This is a genomic window from Boseongicola sp., from assembly GCF_057460485.1.
On record NZ_JBVCWP010000207.1, the window covers coordinates 1 to 6,816 of the forward strand.

The 6,816-nt window shown below is 57.0% G+C and carries 10 protein-coding genes; 5 read left to right on the forward strand and 5 right to left on the reverse strand.

Going from position 1 to position 6,816, the window contains the following annotated elements:
* Positions 1 to 79: 79 nt before the first annotated feature.
* From AC221Y_RS17870 to hydA, 4 genes are read right to left on the reverse strand one after another with little or no spacing between them, the layout of a single operon-like run.
* Positions 80 to 991, reverse strand: coding sequence for a dihydrodipicolinate synthase family protein (locus AC221Y_RS17870; RefSeq protein ID WP_299752080.1), 912 nt, complete (start codon positions 989 to 991; stop codon positions 80 to 82).
* A 1-nt stretch (position 992) separates the two neighbouring features.
* On the reverse strand, positions 993 to 1,658 hold the full coding sequence (locus AC221Y_RS17875; protein WP_486707915.1) for an aspartate/glutamate racemase family protein: 666 nt from the start codon (positions 1,656 to 1,658) through the stop codon (positions 993 to 995).
* Positions 1,655 to 2,041 carry a VOC family protein gene (locus AC221Y_RS17880; protein ID WP_299752086.1) on the reverse strand — a complete coding sequence of 129 codons (387 nt, stop codon included), beginning with the start codon at positions 2,039 to 2,041 and terminating at the stop codon, positions 1,655 to 1,657. Before AC221Y_RS17880 ends, AC221Y_RS17875 begins: the two co-directional genes overlap by 4 nt.
* A complete protein-coding gene (hydA, locus tag AC221Y_RS17885) occupies positions 2,038 to 3,471 on the reverse strand; it encodes a dihydropyrimidinase (RefSeq protein WP_299752089.1) in 1,434 nt (477 codons plus the stop codon). The genes AC221Y_RS17880 and hydA overlap by 4 nt, the downstream gene beginning before the upstream one ends.
* Positions 3,472 to 3,584: 113 nt before the next feature.
* Between hydA and AC221Y_RS17890 the strand changes: the two genes are divergently transcribed.
* From AC221Y_RS17890 to AC221Y_RS17905, 4 genes are all read left to right on the forward strand, one after another.
* Positions 3,585 to 4,214: a MotA/TolQ/ExbB proton channel family protein gene (locus AC221Y_RS17890; RefSeq protein ID WP_299752092.1), complete on the forward strand. Its 630-nt coding sequence runs from the start codon at positions 3,585 to 3,587 to the stop codon at positions 4,212 to 4,214.
* A gap of 35 nt (positions 4,215 to 4,249) precedes the next feature.
* On the forward strand, positions 4,250 to 4,591 hold the full coding sequence (locus AC221Y_RS17895) for an ExbD/TolR family protein (RefSeq protein ID WP_299752095.1): 342 nt from the start codon (positions 4,250 to 4,252) through the stop codon (positions 4,589 to 4,591).
* A gap of 41 nt (positions 4,592 to 4,632) precedes the next feature.
* Positions 4,633 to 4,953: an ExbD/TolR family protein gene (locus AC221Y_RS17900; protein ID WP_366141688.1), complete on the forward strand. Its 321-nt coding sequence runs from the start codon at positions 4,633 to 4,635 to the stop codon at positions 4,951 to 4,953.
* Positions 4,954 to 5,024: 71 nt separating this feature from the next.
* A complete protein-coding gene (locus tag AC221Y_RS17905; RefSeq protein ID WP_299752098.1) occupies positions 5,025 to 5,315 on the forward strand; it encodes a DUF1330 domain-containing protein in 291 nt (96 codons plus the stop codon).
* Positions 5,316 to 5,407: 92 nt separating this feature from the next.
* Here the strand turns inward: AC221Y_RS17905 and AC221Y_RS17910 are convergent, their stop codons facing one another.
* Entirely contained in the window at positions 5,408 to 5,620 is a 213-nt protein-coding gene (locus AC221Y_RS17910) for a hypothetical protein (RefSeq protein WP_299752101.1), read from the reverse strand.
* 319 nt (positions 5,621 to 5,939) lie between these two features.
* Here AC221Y_RS17910 and AC221Y_RS17915 point away from each other — a divergent pair, with 319 nt between their 5' ends.
* Positions 5,940 to 6,386, forward strand: a complete 447-nt coding sequence (locus AC221Y_RS17915; RefSeq protein ID WP_299752104.1) for an HWE histidine kinase domain-containing protein — start codon at positions 5,940 to 5,942, stop codon at positions 6,384 to 6,386.
* The last annotated feature ends 430 nt before the right edge of the window (positions 6,387 to 6,816 follow it).

Consider the following 6,816-nt stretch of genomic DNA (forward strand, 5'->3'; position numbering starts at 1 on the left):
ATTGCGGGTAAGGTTTTTCAAGGGGGCGCTGCCCCCTCGATTTGCTCATCCCAGAGGTATTTTACGAAAGGATGAAGGATCAGAGGCTTGAAAGGCGGCGTTCTTGACGCTCGATCAACGTCTCGATTTCTGAAATAGCGGCCTCGGTCAGTTTGGGCCCGGGCGCGCGAACCGCCGCATTGGCAATGGCGCCGCGTTTTGCGAGAATATACTTGCGGATCGCAAGACCCATGCCGGGCTGGCTTTCGTAGCGCACCAGCGGCAGATAGGCATCGAAGATGTCACGGGCTTTGGTCTCCTCTCCGCCCGACATCAGCTTGGTCACATCACGCATCATTTCGGGATAGGCAAACCCGGTCATGGCGCCGTCCGCGCCGCGGATCATTTCTTCCAGAAGAAATTGCCCGCCATTTCCGCAGAGGATGGAAATCCTTCGAGCCCCTGCGTCGGACGCAGCACGCAGGGCTGCGATTTTCTCAAGACCTGGCCAGTCCTCGTGTTTCAACATCACGCAAGCGGGGTTGTCTTCGACGATCTTCAAGATGGCGCTGGGGTCGATTTGCACGTTGGTGACCAATGGGAAGTCCTGGATGACCCAAGGCGTTTCGCCCAGCTTTTCGCCTAGTGTTCGATAGTACCCGACGATCTGCGCGTCAGTTCTTAGTGTCGACGGCGGCGCGATCATCACGCCGGCTGCGCCTTTATCCATGGCAATGCGGGTGGTCGCCTCTATTTGAGCAAATCCCGGTGCCGAGACGCCCACGATCACTGGCACGGTTGCTCGCGCGCAAATACGCTCGATCACGGTGGCGCTTTCGTCGGCGGACAGCTTGCCAGCTTCCCCCATAATGCCCAAGATCGTCAGCCCAGTCGCGCCCTTCTCCATGTAGAAGTCTGTCATGCGATCAAGGCTTTGGATGTCAAGAGCGCCGTCCGGTAGGAACGGCGTCGCGGCGATGGTGAAGACGCCTTTGGCGGTTTCGTCTAGCATGTCAGACCTCTGGTTTGTGAGATTGTCGAAGTGAAATACGGCCGAGTGTCAAAGCGACGGCCGACTGTGTCGGGTCGATCGTCGGTATGCCAGTAGCGGCTTCGACGCGGGCGCGATACTGGGCGATGCCCGCGCACCCAAGAATCAAAACATCCGCCCCGTCCTCGTCACGCAGTTGGCACGCGGTTGAGATGAGGCGATCAAGGGCACGCTTTTCGTCGGCGAGGTCCTTTACACCCAGGTTCAGCGCGCGACCTCCGGCACAACGGTCGTTGAGTCCCATCGAGGAAACCGCCGCAAGGTGGCGCGGAATTGAGGCTGGACGGATGGCAATGATGCCGAACCGTTCTCCTAGGGTTAATGCGTCTGAGAACGCGGCCTCCCGGATGCCCAGAACAGGGCGAGAGGTTTCTTGCCGAAGACGCGTCACGCCCGGATCGCTGAAGCATGCGGTCACGAAACCTGTCGCGTCTGTCAGAGACCTTGCAAGGCGAAGCGTTGGTTCGATCACGCCGTCGAAATGGGCCTGCATTTCAATTCCAGCCGGCCCTTCGGCAAGCGTCAGACAATGGATCGGATGTCCGAAAGATACCAGCGTATCGATCGCGTCTTTCAATCCGTCTGTCGCGCCTTGTGAGGAGCTTGGGTTGATAACGTAGAGCGTCATGCGCCCTCGCGTGTGGGGCTTTGAACCTCGATCTGGTAGCCTTCCGGATCGTTGAAAATGAATGCGCGTATTCCAATTTCATCGTTCTGAAACATTTGGCTCAGGTTCGCCAGCTTTTGTGTGTCGGCCCAGTGAAACCAAGCGTCTACATCTTCCACGCGCAGGCAAAGCTGCACGCATTTGTTCACCTGCCAGCTGTTCATGCCGTGTGTTTCGTCAACTAGGCCCACATGCGCACCACCCGCCAGCCGGAAGATTTTTGCCCAGCCCTGATCAATGGCCAAGGAAAGACCCAATGTGTCACGGTAGAACGCTTCCGCGGCGGCAAGGTCACGATAATAGAGGAATGTGATTGCAAGGCTTGGGGCGCTGGGCGGCGTCATGTGATGGCCTCGGTGTACTCAAGCGCCGGGAGTGCTTCAGTTGTCACACCGATTGAGGGCCGTGCAATCCATTTGCCTTGCCCGGTCTGTCCGGCGAGCTTGCCATCCTCAACAATCGTCTGTCCTCGAAGCAAGACCATCTTCGGCGATCCAGCAATAGTTCGACCCGTCCAGGGGTTGTAGCCAACGTTGTCACTTAGATCGTTGTCCTTGTATGTGACTTGCCCTGCCGGGTCCCAAAGAACCAAATCGGCATCAAAGCCCACTTTAATATCACCCTTGAAGGGCAAGCCATGGATTTCCGCCGGTTTTGTGCAGCACATTCTGACAAGGTCTGTTGGGCTGACGCGCCCCTTTAGCATGGCGTCAAACATCAGAGGCATGCGAACTTCCACCCCCGGTAACCCGTTGGCAATTTTTGAAAAATCCACATCTGTGCCGTTTGACAACTTACCTGTTTCATCAAATCGGTAGGGCGCATGATCTGAGGACACCAGGTCCAGTGTGCCGTCGGCCAGCCCGTCCCATAATGCGTCTTGATCTGTGCTGGTGCGTTGTGGCGGAGAGCACATCCATTTTGCGCCCTCGATGCCGGGTCGGTTCAGGACGTCAGCCGTCATCAGAAGGTAGTGGGGACAGGTCTCTGCCCAGATAGGGACGCCTCGGGCACGCGCTTTTCTTATGGCCTCAACCGCTTCGGTTGTTGAAATGTGAAAGAGCATCACGGGCGTTGCGAAAAACTCCGCAAACCGGATCAGGCGCTCGACTGCTTCAATCTCGGCCAGGCGTGGATGCGACAGCGCGTGATGCTTAGGTGCCGTCTTGCCAGCGGCCAGCAATTTATCCTTCGTCCAGCCAATCAAACCATCGTTTTCCGCATGGACGCAAACAAGCGCGCCTGCGTCCTTTGCAATGGCGAGCACGTCGCAGATGTCGCGGTCGGACAGTTGAATGTTGTAGGTTGTGAAAATCTTGATTGAGCGATGCCCTGCCGCGATCAAGGTCTGCAAATCCTCTGTCACGTGATCTGCTGCCATGTCGTTCACGATGATATGGAACGCATGGTCAATGACCGCGCCACGACGGGCGCGAACGGCGTAGTCTTCAATAGCGGCAGACAGGCGAGGCGCAGCACTTTGGGGCGCAAAGCTTACAACTGTCGTGGTGCCCCCAATTGCAGCAGAGCGGGTCGCCGTTTCAAAGGTGTCGGCGTTCATCAATCCCATGCCGGACGTTTGCTCGATATGGGCATGCACATCCACGCCGCCGGGTGTCAGGATACATCCGGTCCCATCGATTTCATATGTGGCGTCGGTTTCTACGGTGCCAACCGCGGAAATCTTGCTGTCACGAATTGCAATATCGGCGATCTGGTCGTCGTTTGACGACAAGACGCGCGCGTTTCGAATGATCAGATCATTGTGTGCCATATCCGAGTATCTAGAGCAGGTGATGACGAGATCGACAAGCAGGTCGTGAGACTTGCGCTTGGGCGGGGCGACGGGCAGGGTGGCGCGGTCGATTTTGAAGAAGGGCGCAAGTGATGTCGCCGATTATGGGGCTATTGGACCGGGGTGGCGTGGTGATTTGGATCATCGCGGCCTTAAGTGTCGTGGGGCTTGCGGTGATCCTTTGGAAGGTCTGGCGACTGGCCGCTTTGGGGGCATGGGGGGGGGCGCGTGCCGAAGCTTCTGTCGAGGCATTTCGCTTGCACGGACAGGTCGACAGCGCTGACGGCGGTGGAGTACGCGCAATGGTCGTGCGTGCTGCGATGCATGCTGTCACTGATGCGCGGCTCACAGCCGAACAGGCCCGCGAAGAAACCGAGCGCGTGGCCCGTCGCTCGCTTGCGGACGCGCGTCGCGGTTTGCGCGTGCTGGAAGTGATCTCGACGGTGGCACCGCTCCTGGGGCTGCTGGGCACAGTTCTGGGCATGATCGTTGCGTTTCAGGCGCTTCAAACAAGCGGTTCTCAGGCGGATGCGTCGGTGCTTGCGGGTGGTATCTGGGAGGCGCTTTTGACAACGGCTGCGGGGATGGCCGTGGCAATTCCGGCGGCCTTGGCGCTTGCTTGGTTCGAGGCAGTCATTGACCGCGTGGCAAGCGACCTGGAAGACCTCCTGGCGCGTGTGTTTCTTGCACGCCCTGTCTCGCAGACCCGGGCGGCGGAATGAGCCTAGCGCTTCAGCCTCCAAGGCGTCGGCGCGTGATGAGCCTGACACCGATGATCGACGTGGTTTTTCTTCTGTTGGTTTTCTTCATGCTGGCCGCGCGCTTCGATCAAACGGCGGTGCTTCCCGTAGCGCTTGGCGGGGGGGCTTCGGATTATTCCGGCCCTCCGCGGCTGATTGATGTGACGCCTGGTGGGGTTCGTCTTAATGGCGTGGCTACAGAGGATGCTGACCTAGTCGCCGCCGTCCTTCTGTTGGTCGAAACATCAAATGACCTTGTCATTCTGCGGGCGCGCGACGGCGCGGATGTCCAGCGCCTTGTGGATGTGATGGGACTGTTGCGCGAGACGGGGTTAAGCCGCCTCACTCTTGTCGAATGATCCGGCTCTGCGAACCCCGCCGCACGCGTCCAGAAAACATTGTGCCGATGATCAATGTGGCGTTTCTCCTTTTGATCTTTTTTCTGATGACAGCGGTGATCGCGCCGTCCGACCCCGTGCGGATTGCGCCACCGACGGGCCTTGGTGACGAAAGTGACGCCGGGGAATTGATCCTTTACATCGACGCTGACGGCACGCTTTGGAAAGACGGAACGCCCGGCGCATTGCCGGAAGGCATCGGCGGTCAAAGCGTTACAATTCGCGCCGATCAGAACCTGTCGGGGGCAGTCTTGGCAGATGTCTTTGGTCAATTGAAGCGGGCCGGCATTGAAGGCGTCAACCTGGTGGTGGCGCGGCCTTGAACATGGCAAGTTCACCTAACGTGGACTGGTTTAATACGGATAACTAGCAATCAAAGAATGGAGATCGCGAAATGGCAAAAGGCTATATCATGGGGCATATTACGGTCAGAGACGCAGAAAGCTACAAAGAGTACGTCGAAAAAGACACACCAATTTTGGCGGCATTGGGCGGGCGCTTTGTGATCCGTGGCGGGCAATCCGAAGTTGTCGAAGGTGAGGCTCTGTCCCGCCATATTCTGATTGAGTTCGATAGCTATGAATTGGCCCGTAAAGCTTACCATGACCCTGAATACCAAGTTGTCGCGGACATTCGTCGCCGTAATGCTGACAGTGTCATTATCTTGGTCGAAGGGACTGAATAGCAAACGCGCCTTCGTAAGGCGCATCCACCTTAAAAGCTTGATTTGACGATTTCCGGATTATTTCTACCCAGAAATGTTTTTTTATACTCTCCTTAAGGGATATCGCCTTTGGTCTTCCGCTTTTGATGTGGAATGTCGATCCGTAGCGAAAGAGGTCGACAATGCGGGGCAACGTCAATGGTGATCTCGGCTTGCACAGTTGCCAGGTTGTGGTTGGCATTGGGGTTCCGACCTTTACGGAAGACATCGACCAGAACGCGTGCAAAGGTGTCTATCCCAGATCGACCATGGAGGATGTTCGGCACAGCTGTCTCGCCACCGACTTCACACCCTCCGAGGATGGCTACGACATCACCGCAATAGTGTGCGAGACGCGACGGCTGTCAAACGCGGGCTCACTAGAAGATACGCCAATTTCCCGCATCGGACGGAAAACTTGCATCACCAGACCTCCAGAGACCCCTGCGCAAAAAAGGATATGTTCAAAGCTGCGCCCTCTTTTGTTGTGACGGACAGAAGCGGAAAACTGGTTTTCGCCTCCGAGCGGGCGGTTGGCCTATACAGACAAATTCCCAGACGGCTGAGGATACCGGCCTCGGCGCTCAAGCGCATATTGGCCGGAAGATGCGAAAAATCACGCCGGAACTGTGGGATGAAATCGGTGGTATTTTCGAGATTGCCATTGCAACTGGGCAGCCCGTCTTGTCGCACCGGGTTGAAGGCGCGACCGTCTCGCCCGCTGGCGAGCGTCGCGTGTTCATGACCGATTGCCACCCGGTCCGGATCGGCAATGGGATTTTGGCCATCGGCGCGATTTTTCACGATATCACCGAGCAGACCGAGATGCAGGCAGAGCGATGCCGCGTGATGCTAGAGCTTCAGCATCGCAATCAGAACATACTCTCCAACGTATTGGCCCTTGTTCGCCGTGCAAGACGCGATGCAGGGCCCGCTGTCGGTGTGCTGGATATAGTGGCGATGTGGATAAAAGCGCGTTCGAATACGCAGAAGCTTTTGACCCAGGAAAATTGGTACGCGGCGAATATTTACGCGCTGATCCGTCCGGAGTAACGGATATTTATGGCCCGGAGCGTGTTCACTTGGCTGGGCCACAGATTCAATTGAATGCGCGCGGTTGTCGCGCTGGCAGTGGCCGTTTATGAGCTTGCGACGAATGGGGCTAAATACGATGCATTTTCGCAAGGAAGTGGCAATGTCGCGCGGACTTGGATGCGGATTGAGTACCGCGTCGAGGAGCGCGTGGTTTTCCGATGGACAGAAACCTGCGGGCCCAAGGTTGCAGGACAACCGGGTGGGGGTTTTGGGAGCCAGATGATCGCATCGAAGATAACGAGAAGTCTTCATGGCGCAATTGAAATGAATTGGCGATCCGGGGGCCTATTGGTCGAGATTTCCATTCCATATGAGGCTTTTAGAGAAACTTAAGGAGGGGTGGACTATGATGCCCTCTAATCTTTCCGCCCTGCATACTGAAGACGAG

Coding starts and splice junctions, on each gene's coding strand:
- AC221Y_RS17870 (WP_299752080.1), bottom strand. CDS start 991: ATGCTAGACGAAACCGCCAAAGGCGTCTTCACCATCGCCGCGACGCCG.
- AC221Y_RS17875 (WP_486707915.1), bottom strand. CDS start 1,658: ATGACGCTCTACGTTATCAACCCAAGCTCCTCACAAGGCGCGACAGAC.
- AC221Y_RS17880 (WP_299752086.1), bottom strand. CDS start 2,041: ATGACGCCGCCCAGCGCCCCAAGCCTTGCAATCACATTCCTCTATTAT.
- hydA (WP_299752089.1), bottom strand. CDS start 3,471: ATGGCACACAATGATCTGATCATTCGAAACGCGCGCGTCTTGTCGTCA.
- AC221Y_RS17890 (WP_299752092.1), top strand. CDS start 3,585: ATGTCGCCGATTATGGGGCTATTGGACCGGGGTGGCGTGGTGATTTGG.
- AC221Y_RS17895 (WP_299752095.1), top strand. CDS start 4,250: ATGAGCCTGACACCGATGATCGACGTGGTTTTTCTTCTGTTGGTTTTC.
- AC221Y_RS17905 (WP_299752098.1), top strand. CDS start 5,025: ATGGCAAAAGGCTATATCATGGGGCATATTACGGTCAGAGACGCAGAA.
- AC221Y_RS17915 (WP_299752104.1), top strand. CDS start 5,940: ATGCGAAAAATCACGCCGGAACTGTGGGATGAAATCGGTGGTATTTTC.